General features: G+C 68.5%; 12 protein-coding genes. 8 read left to right on the top strand and 4 right to left on the bottom strand.

What is annotated here, in order from left to right; genetic code table 11:
* The first annotated feature begins 53 nt into the window (after window positions 1-53).
* The gene (locus tag A5708_RS01380) at window positions 54-1,079 is read left to right on the top strand and encodes a nitronate monooxygenase (protein WP_065026932.1); all 1,026 of its coding nucleotides are present in this window, start codon (window positions 54-56) and stop codon (window positions 1,077-1,079) included.
* Between the two features lie 23 nt (window positions 1,080-1,102).
* On the opposite strand, the gene ald is transcribed toward A5708_RS01380, so the two are convergent.
* Window positions 1,103-2,218, bottom strand: a complete 1,116-nt coding sequence (gene ald / locus A5708_RS01375; RefSeq protein ID WP_065026899.1) for an alanine dehydrogenase — start codon at window positions 2,216-2,218, stop codon at window positions 1,103-1,105.
* A 90-nt stretch (window positions 2,219-2,308) separates the two neighbouring features.
* Here ald and A5708_RS01370 point away from each other — a divergent pair, with 90 nt between their 5' ends.
* The 5 genes from A5708_RS01370 to A5708_RS01350 all read left to right on the top strand — a co-directional run bounded on the left by A5708_RS01370 (window position 2,309) and on the right by A5708_RS01350 (window position 8,134).
* Window positions 2,309-2,770, top strand: a complete 462-nt coding sequence (locus tag A5708_RS01370) for an SRPBCC family protein (protein ID WP_065026898.1) — start codon at window positions 2,309-2,311, stop codon at window positions 2,768-2,770.
* Between the two features lie 21 nt (window positions 2,771-2,791).
* Window positions 2,792-4,255: a flavin-containing monooxygenase gene (locus tag A5708_RS01365; protein WP_065026897.1), complete on the top strand. Its 1,464-nt coding sequence runs from the start codon at window positions 2,792-2,794 to the stop codon at window positions 4,253-4,255.
* Window positions 4,256-4,376: 121 nt separating this feature from the next.
* Window positions 4,377-5,288 carry a metal-dependent hydrolase gene (locus A5708_RS01360; RefSeq protein ID WP_419538291.1) on the top strand — a complete coding sequence of 304 codons (912 nt, stop codon included), beginning with the start codon at window positions 4,377-4,379 and terminating at the stop codon, window positions 5,286-5,288.
* Window positions 5,288-7,045 (top strand): SDR family oxidoreductase, encoded by a 1,758-nt coding sequence (locus tag A5708_RS01355; RefSeq protein ID WP_065026896.1) that lies wholly within the window; start codon window positions 5,288-5,290, stop codon window positions 7,043-7,045. The genes A5708_RS01360 and A5708_RS01355 overlap by 1 nt, the downstream gene beginning before the upstream one ends.
* Window positions 7,046-7,057: 12 nt before the next feature.
* A complete protein-coding gene (locus A5708_RS01350) occupies window positions 7,058-8,134 on the top strand; it encodes a PDR/VanB family oxidoreductase (RefSeq protein WP_065026895.1) in 1,077 nt (358 codons plus the stop codon).
* Here A5708_RS01350 and A5708_RS01345 read toward each other — a convergent pair.
* Window positions 8,121-8,627: a GNAT family N-acetyltransferase gene (locus tag A5708_RS01345; protein WP_065026894.1), complete on the bottom strand. Its 507-nt coding sequence runs from the start codon at window positions 8,625-8,627 to the stop codon at window positions 8,121-8,123. The two genes, A5708_RS01350 and A5708_RS01345, sit on opposite strands and share 14 nt — an antisense overlap.
* Window positions 8,627-9,277 carry a TetR/AcrR family transcriptional regulator gene (locus tag A5708_RS01340; RefSeq protein WP_065026893.1) on the bottom strand — a complete coding sequence of 217 codons (651 nt, stop codon included), beginning with the start codon at window positions 9,275-9,277 and terminating at the stop codon, window positions 8,627-8,629. Before A5708_RS01340 ends, A5708_RS01345 begins: the two co-directional genes overlap by 1 nt.
* Before the next feature lie 121 nt (window positions 9,278-9,398).
* Between A5708_RS01340 and A5708_RS01335 the strand changes: the two genes are divergently transcribed.
* Both A5708_RS01335 and A5708_RS01330 read left to right on the top strand, forming a co-directional pair.
* A complete protein-coding gene (locus tag A5708_RS01335) occupies window positions 9,399-10,406 on the top strand; it encodes a Rieske 2Fe-2S domain-containing protein (RefSeq protein WP_065026892.1) in 1,008 nt (335 codons plus the stop codon).
* Entirely contained in the window at window positions 10,403-11,485 is a 1,083-nt protein-coding gene (locus A5708_RS01330; RefSeq protein WP_065026891.1) for a dihydrodipicolinate reductase, read from the top strand. The genes A5708_RS01335 and A5708_RS01330 overlap by 4 nt, the downstream gene beginning before the upstream one ends.
* On the opposite strand, the gene A5708_RS01325 is transcribed toward A5708_RS01330, so the two are convergent.
* Window positions 11,447-12,817 carry an HNH endonuclease signature motif containing protein gene (locus A5708_RS01325; RefSeq protein ID WP_065026890.1) on the bottom strand — a complete coding sequence of 457 codons (1,371 nt, stop codon included), beginning with the start codon at window positions 12,815-12,817 and terminating at the stop codon, window positions 11,447-11,449. The genes A5708_RS01330 and A5708_RS01325 overlap by 39 nt on opposite strands.

Here is a 12,817-nt window from a genome sequence, read left to right as displayed (position 1 = left end):
CGCGCCGTTCCGGCGCTCGCCGTCGCCGGACTAGCCGAATGGTACTGGGCCAGATGGTGCTGGGCTTTTGGGACATCCCCGTGCCCATCGTGGGCGCACCGATGGCCGGCGGGCCCGGAACTCCCGCGTTGGCCGCGGCGGTGTCCAATGCGGGTGGGCTCGGTTTCGTCCCCGGCGGGCACCGCAGCGCCGAGCAGTTCGCCGACGACATCGTCGCGGCGCGTAAGGCCACCACCGGCCCGCTCGGGGTGAACTTGTTTGTGCCCCAACCCAGCGTCGCCGACTGGGTGGCCCTGCACTACTACGCGGCCGAACTCGAAGAGATCGCCGAGCATTACCAGGTCGAGGTCGGTCACCCGCAGCACGGCGACGACGACGAGTGGGAGCAGAAGCTCGAGGTGGTGGCCGACGTCCGGCCCGAGCTGGTGTCCTTCACCTTCGGCGTGCCGCCGCCCGACGTGATCCGGCGGCTGGGCGCGCTGGGCCTGCTGGTGATGGTCACCGTCACCTCGGCCTACGAGGCGGGCATCGCCGTCGCGGCCGGCGCCGACAGCCTGGTGGTCCAGGGGCCCGCGGCCGGCGGGCACCGCGGCACCTTCGCACCGGACATGGAGCCCGCCAACGAGTCGCTGCACCAGCTCATCGACCGCATCCGCAACGCCCATGACGTCCCGATCATCGCGGCGGGCGGCCTGGGCACCGCCGACGAGGTGGGGGCCGTGCTGCGCAGGGGAGCGGTGGCGGCCCAGGTCGGCACCGCGCTGCTGCTGGCCGACGAGGCGGGCACCAACTCCGCGCACCGGGTCGCGCTGAAGAACCCGTTGTTCGCCACCACCGTTGTGACGCGGGCGTTCTCGGGCCGCTACGCGCGGGGTCTGGAGAACGACTTCACCCGCATGCTCGACCACGTCGCGCCGCTGGGCTACCCCGAGGTCAACCAGATGACCTCACCGATCCGGGAGGCCGCCGCCGCCATCGAGGATCCCAACGGCATGCCGCTGTGGGCGGGGACGTCGTTCAAGAACGCGTGTGCCGGCCCCGCGGCCGACATCATCGCCAATCTCGCGGCCACCGCTTAGCGCACCGGTCAGCCCAGCACCCGTCAGCCCAGTACCCGGGCCGGGTCGGTGAACGGCAGGCCGAGGTCGGTGGCCACCTGTTCGGACAGCAGCCCGCCGTCATGCGTCGAAAGGCCTTTGGCCAGAGCATGATCCGAGCGGCACGCCGCCTGCCAACCGCGCTCGGCGAGCGCGAGCACGTACGGCATGGTCGCGTTGGTCAGCGCCACCGTCGATGTCTTGGGCACCGCGCTGGGCATATTCGCCACGCAGTAGAACACCGTGTCGTGCACCGCGAAGGTGGGGTCGTCATGCGTGGTGGGCCGCGAGTCCTCGAAGCAGCCGCCCTGATCGATGGAGATGTCCACCAGTACTGCTCCCGGTTTCATCTGTGAGACAAGGGAATTCGAGATCAAGTTGGGCGCCTTCGCGCCGGGCAGCAGCACCGCGCCGATCACCAGGTCGGCGCGCTTGACGGTGCCCTCCAGGTCGTAGGCCGACGAGTAGCGGGTGCGCACCTGGCCGCCGAACTCCGCGTCGAGCAGCCGAAGCTTGTTGATGTTGACGTCGAGCACCGTGACCGACGCCCCCATGCCGCCGGCGACCCGGGCGGCGTTGTAGCCGGCCGTCCCCGCACCCACCACCACGACGTCGGCGGGTTTGACGCCCGGCACCCCGCCCATCAACACGCCGCGCCCGCCGTGGGTGCGCATCAGGTGGTAGGCCCCCACCTGAGCGGACAGCCGGCCGGCGACCTCACTCATCGGGGCCAGTAGCGGCAGTGTGCCGTCGGCGCTCTGGACGGTCTCGTAGGCGATCGACGTCGTTCCCGACGCCAGCAGCGCCTCGGTGCACGCGCGCGAGGCGGCCAGATGCAGATAGGTGAACAGGGTCTGGTTGCGCCGCAACAGGTCGTACTCCGCCGGCACCGGTTCTTTGACCTTGAGCAACAGGTCCGCGTCGGCCCAGACCTGGTCGGCGGTATCGGCCAGCTGGGCGCCCGCCGCCTTGAACTCCGAATCGGTGATCGCCGACCCTTCGCCGGCGCCGGCCTGCACGAACACGTCATGGCCGCGGCGGGTCAGCTCGGCGACGCCGGCCGGGGTGATGGCAACCCGGAACTCGTTGGTCTTGGTCTCGGTCGGTACGCCGACTCGCATGATCGCCCCTTGATTGCCGGTTCGCCTTCAAGTGTGAAGAAAGTTCGCGGGGGCCGCAAAAGCTCGGTGTTTGCTGGCTATGATCGGCGGATGACCGACCCGTGCGTGCAGGCCACCGTGCAGATCGATGCCCGGCCCGACGTGGTGTACCGGCTCATCACCGACCTGCCCACGCTGGCCGAGCTTGCCGAGGAGGCGGTCGCGATGGAGTGGCGCAAGGGCGACGTGGCGAGCCCGGGCGCGGTGTTCACCGGCCACAACCGGAGCGGCAGCCGGCGCTGGAGCACCAAGTGCACGATCACCGACGCCGAACCGGGCCGTCGCTTCGCGTTCGACGTGAGCCACACCATCATTCCGGTCGCCCGCTGGCAATACGACATCGCAACGGCCGACGGCGGGTGCGAGGTCACCGAGAGCACCTGGGACCGCAGGCCCGGCTGGTTCCGCAAGGTCGCCGGCAAGGCCACCGGCGTCAGCGACCGGGTGACCGCCAATGCCGAGCACATCCGGCTCACACTGCAGCGCCTCAAGCAGCGCGCCGAGACCGAATAGCCGAAAAACCCGGGAGTTCCGATGACGCGACGTGATCCCGCCGTAGCCGTCATCGGAGCCGGCATGTCGGGGCTCTGCGTCGCAATTGCCTTGCTGCGCAGCGGCATCAGCGATGTGACCGTGTACGAGAAGGCCGACGAGGTGGGCGGCACCTGGCGGGACAACACGTATCCCGGCCTGGTCTGCGACATCCCCTCGCGCATCTACCAGTACAGTTTCGCCCGAAACCCCGACTGGTCGCACCTGTTCTCACCCGGCGGCGAAATCCAGGCCTATTTCCGGGACATCGCCGACCGCTACGCGCTACGCGACCGGATCCGCTTCGGCACCGAGATCTCCCACGCGCGTTTCGAGGACGGCCGCTGGGTGCTGCGCACCGCTGCCGGGGAGGAATCGACCGTCGACTTCTTGATCTCGGCCACCGGCGTGCTGCATCACCCGCGGCTGCCGTCGATCCCGGGCCTGAATGACTTCGGCGGCAACGTTTTCCATTCGGCGCGCTGGGATCACGGCGTCGACGTGCAGGGGCGGCGCGTCGCCGTCGTCGGCAACGGATCGACGGGCGTGCAGCTGGTGTGCGGTCTGGCCGGGGTGGCCGGCCACGTTGCGCTGTTCCAGCGCACCGCGCAATGGGTGCTGCGACTGGCGAATCCGCGCTACAGCGGCTTCACCGGAATCACCCGGCGCAAGATGCCGTGGCTGGACGGGTTGGCGTATCGCATCTACAGCCTGGGATACGACTACTTCTCGGTCGGGCTGACCAAGCCGGGCCTGCGCCGGAAGATCATGGCGGCGCTGTGCCGGGCCAGCCTCTGGGAGATCCGCGATCCCGAGTTGCGGCGGTCGCTGACTCCCGACTACACGCCGGCGTGCAAGCGGCTGGTGATGTCGAACGGTTTCTACCGGGCGATGCAGCGCGACGACGTCGACCTGGTGACGGCGAGCATCGACCATGTGGAACGGCGCGGCATCGTCACCGCCGACGGCGTCCTGCACGAGGTGGACATCATCGTGCTCGCCACCGGATTCGACACGCACGCGTTCTTCCGGCCGATGGAGCTGATCGGTCGCGACGGCATCCGCGCCAACGACGTCTGGCGTGACGGGCCGCGGGCCTACCAAACCGTCGCGCTGTCCGGGTTCCCCAACTTCTTCATGATGCTGGGGCCGCACAGCCCGGTGGGGAACCTGGCGCTGACGACGGTGGCCGAATCGCAGGCCGATCACATCCTGGGCTGGATCGAGCGCTGGCGCCGCCGCGAGTTCGACACGATCGAGCCGACGGCCGCGGCGACCGAGCGGTTCAACGCGAAGCTGCGCGCCGCGATGCCGGACACCGTGTGGACCACCGGCTGTAACAGCTGGTACCTCAACAAGGACGGCGTGCCCGAAGTGTGGCCGCTCACCCCGGCCGAACACCGCCGGATGCTGGCCAACCCCGATCCCGGCCAATACGACCTGCGCCGGCACGTCGCCGCCGGCTGAGGACAATCGCCGAAGAACCCAGTACCGGCGGTTTCGCATATCTGTCCGGCGTCCCTATACTTGGGACGCGCGACGCTCACCGCAACACCGTGATCGAGGGCCGAACGCAGAGGTAGGGGGCATGATGCTGACCGTCGACAACCAGGCAGCGGGTCCACACGACGCCTCGCTGGACCACGAGCGATTGGTGCTCGAGGCCCGCGATGTGGACTTCGACTGGACGCAGCTGCCGTTCCACTACGTGCCCGGCGAGCCGTTTGCCACCCACGTCCTCAACGTGCTGCACCTGCTGCTGCCCGCCGGCGAAGAGTTCTTCGTCGAGGTGTTCAAGCAGACGCTGCCGCTGATCAAGGACGACCAGCTGCGGCTGGACGTCCAGGGCTTCATCGGCCAGGAGGCCGTGCATTCGCAGGCGCACGCGAACGTGCTCGCCCACTTCGCCGCGCGCGACATCGACCTCACCCCCTACACCGGCCAGATCAGGTGGCTGTTCGACAAGCTGCTCGGGCCCCGGCCCGATTGGAGCGGGCGCCGCCAGCAGGCCTGGCTTCTCGAGCAGGTTTCGATCGTCTCGGCGATCGAGCACTACACCGCCATTCTCGGGGAGTGGATTCTCGACTCGCCGGCGCACGACAAGATCGGCACCGACCCGGTGATGCTGGACATGCTGCGCTGGCACGGCGCCGAAGAGGTGGAGCACAAGGCGGTGGCCTTCGACACCATGAAGCATCTGCAGGGCGGCTACTGGCGGCAGGTGCGCGCCCAGCTCGTGGTGACGCCCGCCATGCTGCTGTTGTGGATCCGCGGCGTGCGATTCATGTACTCGCTCGACCCCCACCTGCCGCCGCGCACCAAGCCGCGCTGGCGCGACTACTTCTCCGCCGCACGCCGCGGGCTGGTGCCCGGGCCGCTGCGCTTCATCAGGGCGATCGGCAATTACTACCGGCCCGGGTTTCACCCCTCTCAGCTCGGTGGACTGGAACAGGCCGTCGACTACCTGGCCATCTCACCCGCCGCGCGCGCCTCGCACTGATGACCGTCACGTCGACCATCACCGCCAGCGACGGCGTCACGCTGGCCGTGCACCGGTACACCGACATCGACCCGGCGCGCCCAACCCTCTTGGCAATTCACGGCTTTCCGGATAACCACCACGTCTGGGACGGTGTGGCCCACGAGCTGGCCGGCAAGCCCTACAACGTGGTGGCCTACGACGTGCGCGGGGCCGGTGAATCCACCCGTCCCGCAACGAGATCCGGATACCTCTTCGCGCAGCTGGTCTCCGACATCGGCGCGGTGATCGACAGCCTGGGCGTCGGGCGGGTGCACCTGCTGGCCCACGACTGGGGGTCGATTCAGGCATGGGCGGCGGTCACCGACGACTCGGTGATGGACAAGGTCGCGACCTTCACCTCGATCTCGGGCCCGCACCTGAACTACGCCGGCGCGTTTCTGCGGTCGGCGCGCACGCCGCGGGCCGTGGCGCAGGTGATCAGGCAACTGATCTCGTCGGGCTACATCGGCTTCTTCCTGTGCCCGGGCGTGCCGGAACTGTCGTTTCGCTCGCACGTGGGCGTGAAAGTCGTTGAGGCGCTTGAGCGCATCGGCCGGTCGAGCACGCGCAGCCAGCGCCACGACACCCTGCGCTCGGTCACCGACTATGTGTACGGGCTCAACCTGTACCGGCAGAACATGCCCGCCCCGATGCTGGCACCGGGACGCCAACTCCCCGAGACCACGGTCGCCGTGCAGACCCTGGTACCACGCCGCGATATCTTCGTCACGCCCGCGCTGCAACGGTTCACCGGTGCAATTCCCAACGGCGGCAGGGTGATCGAGATCGAGGGCGGGCACTGGGTGGTGACGTCGCGTCCGGACGTCATCGCCCGGCTGACCGCCGAGTGGGTCGACCGCAACGTCGCCGGCGCGCCCCCCGCCGGGGCGGCCGAGGTACGCGGCGAACGGCGCGAGGTGCGCGGCAAACTCGCCCTGGTCACCGGCGCAGGCGCCGGAATCGGCCGGGCCACCGCGGTGGAGCTGGCCCGGCACGGCGCCCGCAAGATCGTGCTCGCCGATCGTGACCTGGCCGCCGCCAACGACACCGCCGACGCCGTGCGCGCCGCGTGCGCCGAGGCCGCGACCTACCAGGTCGACGTCAGCGACGAGGCCGCCATGAATGAGCTTGCCGCGCAGGTACGCAACGAGCACGGCGTGGTCGACATTCTGGTGAACAACGCCGGCATCGGGATGGCGGGCCGGTTCCTGGAGACGAGCTCGGCGAACTGGGAAGACATCATGGGCGTCAACGTCGGCGGCGTCATCTCGGGCAGCAGGGCGTTCGGGGCGCAGATGGTCGAGCGCGGCGAGGGCGGAACGATCATCAACGTGGCGTCGGCGTCGGCGTACCTGCCGTCGAAGTCCATGGTCGCCTACAGCACCACCAAGGCGGCCGTGCTGGCGCTCAGCGAATCGCTGCGGGCCGACTTCGCCGACGAGGGCATCGGCGTCACGGCGGTGTGCCCCGGGTTCGTCAACACCAACATCGCGAAGAACACGATCTACGCGGGGATGAGCGCGGACCAGCAGGAGCGGGCGCGGGGCAAGGCCGACGCCGCCTACCGGCGCCGCAACTTCACCCCCGAAGCCACCGCGAAGGCGATCGTCAAGGCCGTCAAGACCGGTCCGGCCGTGTTGCCGATCGCCGCGGAGTCGCGGATCGGCTATGCGATGCGGCGCATCAGCCCGGGGGCGATCCGACTGTTCGCGCGCCTGGACATTCGGCAGAAGTAGGGGGCGGATTCGGTGCCGGAGAGCATTTGGGCCAGCAGACCGGCCGACCTGTACGGACGGCGCGATCACGACCGCTTCGGGTCGCTGCTGTGGGGCGTGCGGGCGGTGTTCGAGGGGTTCGCCACGGTGTCACGGTGGTCGCCGGCGCGGGTGAAACCGGTGCAGCGCAAGCTGTCAGCGGTGGTGACCAAGCGCGAGCTCGTCGCCCCGGACGTCGTCGCGCTGACCCTGGCCGATCCCGACGGCGGGTTGCTTCCGTCCTGGACGCCCGGCGGCCACATCGATGTCCTGTTGCCCTCGGGCCGGCGGCGGCAGTACTCGCTGTGCGGTGTGCCAGGGCGACGCACCGACTACCGCATCGCCGTTCGCCGGATCGCCGACGGCGGAGGCGGATCCATCGAGATGCATGAGGCGTTCGCCGTGGGCGACACGCTCCGGTTCGAGGGCCCGCGCAACGCCTTCTACCTCGGCACCGCCGAGCACGAGGTGCTGTTCGTCATCGGCGGCATCGGGGTGACGCCCATCCTGCCGATGATCCAGGTGGCCGCGCAGCGCGGAATCGATTGGCGCGCAATCTATACCGGTCGCAGCCGCGAATACATGCCGCTGCTCGACGAGGTCGTGTCGCTGGGTCCGGACCGGGTGACGGTGTGGGCCGACGACGAGCGCGGCCGCTTCGCCACCGTGGCGGAACTGCTGGACGGAGCGGGGCCGTCGTCCGCCGTCTACGTATGCGGGCCGAGCTCGATGCTGGAGGCCGTCCGCATCGCCCGCAACGAGCATGCCGGTGCGCCACTGCATTACGAGCGGTTCAGCCCTGCGCCCGTCGTCGACGGGGTGCCGTTCGAGCTGGAGCTCGCGCGATCACGGCAGGTGCTCGCGGTGCCGGCGAATCGGACCGCACTCGAGGTCATGCTCGATCGGGACCCGACCACCCCCTACTCGTGCCGGCAGGGATTCTGCGGGACCTGCAGGGTCAAAGTGCTTGCCGGACAAGTGGATCACCGCGGCCGCGCCGCGCCGGGGGACGATGGCATGCTGGTGTGTGTCTCACGCGCCGACGGCGAGCGAGTCGTCATCGACGCCTGAGGCGGTAGCCGAGGTGGGGCACCTTGACGCCGGGCGCCGGCTCCCAGTCCAGCGTGCGCCCGTCGAGGTGAAAGTCGTTCTTCTCGTAGAAGCGCCGCGCCACGGCGTTGGCCTCCGCGCACCACAACCCGACGTCACTGCCCGGATCGGAGTTCAGGGCCTTCGCGAGCAGCATGCCGCCGACGCCATGCCGCTGGCTCGCCTGCGAGATGTAGAGCGCATCGAGTTCGAGCCGCTCGGGGTCGTCGAGGTCCGGCCCGAAAATCGTCATGCCGAGCAGTCGCCCGCCGGCCTCGGCGACCCACATCCGCCAGCCGGGCCGGCCGAGGTCTCGGGGATAAAGCAGCACGGCCCAGCGCTTCGGCGACGTGAGCGTGTCGAGTACGGCATCCGGCAGCACGCCGGACCAGGACTGGCGCCAAACCGGATAGTGCATCGCGGCCACATCGGCGAAATCGATTGGCGTGGCCTCGCAAATCGTGATGTCGGCCATTACGGTCGGGACTGCTCGAGGTAGGCGGCCAGAGCGTTGGTCAGGCCGCGGCGCGCCATGTCCAGGTCGGCGTAGGAACCCAGCTGTCGCTCCGACACCAGGCCGCGCATCGCGCCCGGGATCAGGGCCGCGACCTCGCGGACCCGGTCCGGATCGACGGCCAGACCGGCGAACGCGTGCTGGCAGGTCTCCAACCAGCTTTTGCCCCAGGAAAAGAGCTCGGCCGCCGTGCGCGGGTAGAGCCGCTCGAGCTCGTCGGGATCGCGCGGCAGCGCGGCCCGCAGGTTTTCGATCGCCCGCGAATCCGGAGACGCCAGGCCGCGGTAGAGGGTGTCGATGATCGCGCCGACCCGCTCGCGCAGCGGCGCGTCCGGCGAGACGGGCGTCGACAGCGTGGAGAACGTCGCGGCGCGCCGCTCGGCGGTGCGGTGCAGCACCGCCGCCCAGAACCCATCGGTGTCACCGAACTGGTACTGCACCGCACCCCACGTGGCGCCGATGTCCTTGGCGATGCGGTTGGCCGATACCGAGCCCGGTTCGCCGGAGGCCAGCGAGCGCAACGCCGCCTCGAGCATGCTTTCGCGAGTCGCATTGCCCCGCCGATTCGGGCGCCGGCCCGCGACGCCGGCGGCGCTGCTCTGAGGGGTCATTCGCCGATCTTATCCACTGGCGGCGGTTCGAACGACGGGTTTCATAGAGGGTACTTTGATTTTGTCGCGGCGCCGCCTATAGTTCGTACGCGAGGGAGGGCGGCTCACATGGCAGGGCTCGATGGCTAAGCCACCGTTGTCGATGAAACCGACCGGCTGGTTCCAGGTCGCCTGGTCCGACGAGATCGGCGTCGGCGACGTGCACACGATGAAGTACTTCGACCAGGAGCTGGTCGCCTGGCGCGCCGAATCCGGCGAGCTGACGGTGATGAACGCCTATTGCGAACACCTGGGCGCGCACCTGGGGTATGGCGGCAAGGTCGTCGGCGAGGTGCTGCAGTGCCCGTTTCACGGGTGGCAGTGGAGCCGGGAAGGCCGCAACGTCTGCATCCCGTACCAGGATCGACCCAACCGCGGCCGTCGCATCCGCACCTACCCGGTGGTCGAGCGGAACTCGTCGGTGTACATCTGGCACGACCTGGACGGCCGCGAACCGTACTTCGACGCACCGGACGTGTTCGCCGCGTTCGAGGACGGCAGCAGCGCCGCCGACTACTACCCGCAGCAGCGGCTCTACCGCGAGACCCTGGAACTGCACCCGCAATACGTGCTGGAAAACGGGGTGGACTTCGCGCACTTCAAGTTCGTGCACAACACCCCGATCGTGCCGGTGTTCACCCGCCACGACTTCGCCGAGCCGGTGTCCTACGTCGACTTCACCATCACGTTCGAAGGCGACGACGGGCAGAGGATCGAGGACGTCAACAGCGGTGTGCAGGCCATCAACGGCGGCCTGGGCATCGCGGTCACCAAGAGCTGGGGCATGATCGACAACCGCACCATCTCGGCGATCACGCCGATCGACGAGTTCACCTCCGATGTGCGCTTCATGGTCTACATCGGCCGGACGCCGCACAAAGATCCCGACCGCGCCGCCGCAAAGGCCGACGAATTCGGGCGCGAAGTCATCCGCCAGTTCGAGCAGGACATCGAGATCTGGCGGCACCAGCGCTATTCGGATCCGCCGGCCCTGGCCCCCGACGAGTACGAAGGCTTCACCGCAATTCGCAAGTGGGCCAAGCAGTTCTATCCCGAGGCGTTCGTATCGCAGGAAGGCTCAAGGCAATGAGTGCAGCACCGGTTCGCGTCTTTCAGGTCGGAAGCGGAAACGTCGGCACCGAGATGATCAAGCGGATCGCCACCCAGCCCGACATCGAACTGATTGGCGTGCACTGTTATTCGCCGGAGAAGGTCGGCAAGGACGCCGGAGAGTTCGCCGGCCTGGCGCCCAACGGGGTGGCCTTCACCGGGACGATCGAGGAGATCATCGCCGCCAAGCCGGACGTGCTGACCTTCCACGGGGTGTTCCCCGACGAGGACCTCTACGTCGAAGTGCTCGAGGCGGGCATCAACATCGTCACCACCGCGGACTGGATCACCGGCTGGCATCGCGACAAGAACCACCCACACCCGTCGGGCAAGCCCGTCACCCAACTGTTGGCCGAGGCCTGTGAGAAGGGCGGCGCGACGTTCTACGGCACCGGGATGAACCCCGGGCTGAACCAGATCCTGGGCGTGGTGTGCTCGGCCGACGTCGCCGACATCGAGAACGTCACCACCATCGAATCGGTCGACGTGTCATGCCACCACTCCAAGGACACCTGGATCGAGGTGGGGTACGGCCAGCCCGTCGACGACCCTGAAATCCCCTCGAAGCTGGAGAAGTACACCCGCGTCTTCGCCGACAGCGTGTACATGATGGCCGATTGCTTCGACCTGCGTCTCGACGAGGTCAAGTTCAGCTACGAGCTGGGGGCGTGCACCAAGGATGTCGACCTGGGCTGGTACACCCTGCCCAAGGGTTCGCTGGGCGGTAACTACATCAAGTATCAGGGCATGGTCGACGGCGTGCCGCGCGTCGAGACGCACCTGGAATGGCAGATGACCCCGCACACCGACCCCAGCTGGAACATCAAGGGCTGCTACATCACTCAGATCCAGGGCGACCCCTGCATCTACAACAAGCACATGATCTTTCCCAAGCCCGGCGTCGACCTGTCCAACCCGGACAATTTCGCCTCCATCGGCATGACCGTCACCGGCATGCCCGCGCTCGCCTCGATCAAGTCGGTGGTCGCGGCGCCGCCGGGACTCATCACAAGCGCCGACCTACCCCTGCGCGGATTCGCCGGGCGGTTCAAGAAATAGGCGTTCGGGATGGTGAAAGTCGTTTGTCCGCGCGCCGCGGTCTAACTGCGGCGGCGGTCTCCACTCGGTGTCACCCCGACGTGTTTTGCTTGTGCGCCAGCCTTTTCCGGCCAGCTTGTGGTGTGGCACGCAGGCGAAGGTGAGGTTCTCCGCGTCGGTCGTGCCACCGGCCGCCCAGTCATCGAGATGGTGCACTTCGCACCAGTAGCCGGGTGTGTCACAGCCGGGGTGCGTGCAGCCGCGGTCGTGCGCGTACAAAACGATGCGCTGATCCGGTGTGGCAATGCGCCGGGACCGGCCGAGATACAGCGGGCGACTGGTGTGCTCGTCGAACACGGCGAGGTAGTGGTAGGCGTGGCGCGCCATCCGGATCACATCGGGCATCGGCAGCAGCGTTCCGCCACCGGTGGTCGCGCGCCCGGTGCCCGACGTCAGCTCCTGCAGTGTCGTCGACACGATGACCGTCACCGGTAACCCGTTGTGCCGGCCGAGTTTCGGGTCGCCCAGCCGACCGCGCACCAGGGCGTTGAGGGCGTCGTGCTGGCGCTGCGCGGGACTGCGCCTATCGCCGCGCGCATGCTCATCGTCGGGTTCGCCAGCAACACAAGGGGTTTGGTCGTCGGGATTGCACATTCCGGGGGCTGCGAACCGGGAGAGCCAGGCATCGAGGTTGGCGCGCAGCTCCGGCGAGGCGATCAGCTTCCCGACGCTCATCCCGTCGGGCCGTTGGCCGCACCAGGTGAAGCCGCGCTGGCGTGCGCGGTCGACGTCGGAGAATCTTCCGTCGGGATTGATCCGCAGCGCCACCTGGTGCGCGAGCTTCTGCAGCTGGTCCGGCCGCAACGTCCGCGCCTGCCGGGCCAGGAATCGCTCGGCGTTCTCCACCGTGGCAACGGGTATGGACTCCGGTAGGTCCCGGACAAAGGTCTGAATCACCCGCAGGTGCTGACCGTCGAGGGCGCCATCGCGCCAGGCCTCCGCGGTGGCGGGCAACTGCGGCGCAAGCTCCTGGCCGGTGAGGGTCAGCCGCACAGACAACTCTTTGGCATCGCGAAGCCGACGGCACGCCTCGGCATAGCTGATCCGCAGCCAGTCGGCGACGACTTTGTGCACCGGGCCGCCGATGTCGGCGGGATCCTCGGCAGCTAAGCCGGCGATGACATCGTGGCTCACCGCGATCCGCCGCCGGCGTGAGGCCTCCATCCGTTCGAGCACCCGCAGCCGGACGGCGGGGCTCAGCACATCGAAGTCCAGCGCTTGGATGGCCGCGTCGGCCGCGTCCAGCGCGGCCAGGGCGGCCGACACCTCGGCCGGCACTTCAATCGAATGCAT

This window comes from Mycobacterium colombiense (assembly GCF_001672755.1).
In the GTDB taxonomy this organism is placed as follows: domain Bacteria; phylum Actinomycetota; class Actinomycetes; order Mycobacteriales; family Mycobacteriaceae; genus Mycobacterium; species Mycobacterium colombiense_C.
This window is presented reverse-complemented; position numbering and strand designations above follow the sequence as displayed.

Bases quoted from the DNA above. Each gene is read 5' to 3' on its own strand.
- A5708_RS01335 (WP_065026892.1), top strand. From the start codon at position 9,399: ATGGCTAAGCCACCGTTGTCGATGAAACCGACCGGCTGGTTCCAGGTC.
- A5708_RS01380 (WP_065026932.1), top strand. From the start codon at position 54: ATGGTGCTGGGCTTTTGGGACATCCCCGTGCCCATCGTGGGCGCACCG.
- A5708_RS01360 (WP_419538291.1), top strand. From the start codon at position 4,377: ATGATGCTGACCGTCGACAACCAGGCAGCGGGTCCACACGACGCCTCG.
- A5708_RS01345 (WP_065026894.1), bottom strand. From the start codon at position 8,627: ATGGCCGACATCACGATTTGCGAGGCCACGCCAATCGATTTCGCCGAT.
- A5708_RS01330 (WP_065026891.1), top strand. From the start codon at position 10,403: ATGAGTGCAGCACCGGTTCGCGTCTTTCAGGTCGGAAGCGGAAACGTC.
- A5708_RS01325 (WP_065026890.1), bottom strand. From the start codon at position 12,817: ATGCATTCGATTGAAGTGCCGGCCGAGGTGTCGGCCGCCCTGGCCGCG.
- ald (WP_065026899.1), bottom strand. From the start codon at position 2,218: ATGCGAGTCGGCGTACCGACCGAGACCAAGACCAACGAGTTCCGGGTT.
- A5708_RS01370 (WP_065026898.1), top strand. From the start codon at position 2,309: ATGACCGACCCGTGCGTGCAGGCCACCGTGCAGATCGATGCCCGGCCC.
- A5708_RS01365 (WP_065026897.1), top strand. From the start codon at position 2,792: ATGACGCGACGTGATCCCGCCGTAGCCGTCATCGGAGCCGGCATGTCG.
- A5708_RS01355 (WP_065026896.1), top strand. From the start codon at position 5,288: ATGACCGTCACGTCGACCATCACCGCCAGCGACGGCGTCACGCTGGCC.
- A5708_RS01340 (WP_065026893.1), bottom strand. From the start codon at position 9,277: ATGACCCCTCAGAGCAGCGCCGCCGGCGTCGCGGGCCGGCGCCCGAAT.